Annotated in this window: 1 protein-coding gene; it reads left to right on the plus strand. The window is 67.1% G+C overall.

Features of this window, described 5'->3' with window-relative positions:
* Positions 1 to 651, plus strand: a 651-nt coding sequence (gene vgrG / locus HMPREF2886_RS28435; protein ID WP_139148429.1) for a type VI secretion system tip protein VgrG, incomplete at both ends; no start/stop codon positions are given.

Raw genomic sequence — 651 nt, forward strand, 5'->3', positions numbered from 1 at the left:
AGCAGGAAGGCATCTACTACTGGTTCCGCCACGAAAAGAAGCGCCACATCCTGGTGCTCTCCGATGCCTACGGCGCGCACCACAGCCCGGCCGGCTACACCAGCGTGCCCTATTACCCGCCGAGCCTCGGCCATCGCGAGCGCGACCACTTCTTCGACTGGCACATGGCGCGCGAGGTCCAGCCCGGCTCGCTGAGCCTCAACGACTACGACTTCCAGCGTCCCGGCACCCGCCTGGAAGTGCGCTCCAATGTCGGGCGCGCCCATGCCGCGGCCGACTATCCGCTATACGACTACCCTGGCGAGTATGTGCAGAGCCAGGACGGCGAACACTATGCACGGACCCGCATCGAGGCGATCCAGACCCAGTACGAGCGAGTTCGCCTGCGGGGATGCGCCAGGGGTATCGGGGCGGGCCATCTGTTCCACCTGAGCAACTACCCGCGCCTGGACCAGAACCGCGAATACCTGGTGGTCGGCGCCGAGTACCGGGTAGTCCAGGAACTCTACGAGACCGGTAATGGCGGAGGCGGCGCGCAGTTCGAGAGCGAGCTGGACTGTATCGACGCCGGCCAGGCTTTCCGCCCCTTGCCGTCGACCCCGGTGCCGGTGGTGCGCGGCCCGCAGACCGCGGTGGTGGTCGGTCCCAAGG

It is taken from the genome of Pseudomonas sp. HMSC066A08, assembly GCF_001813025.1.
GTDB lineage: Bacteria > Pseudomonadota > Gammaproteobacteria > Pseudomonadales > Pseudomonadaceae > Pseudomonas > Pseudomonas aeruginosa.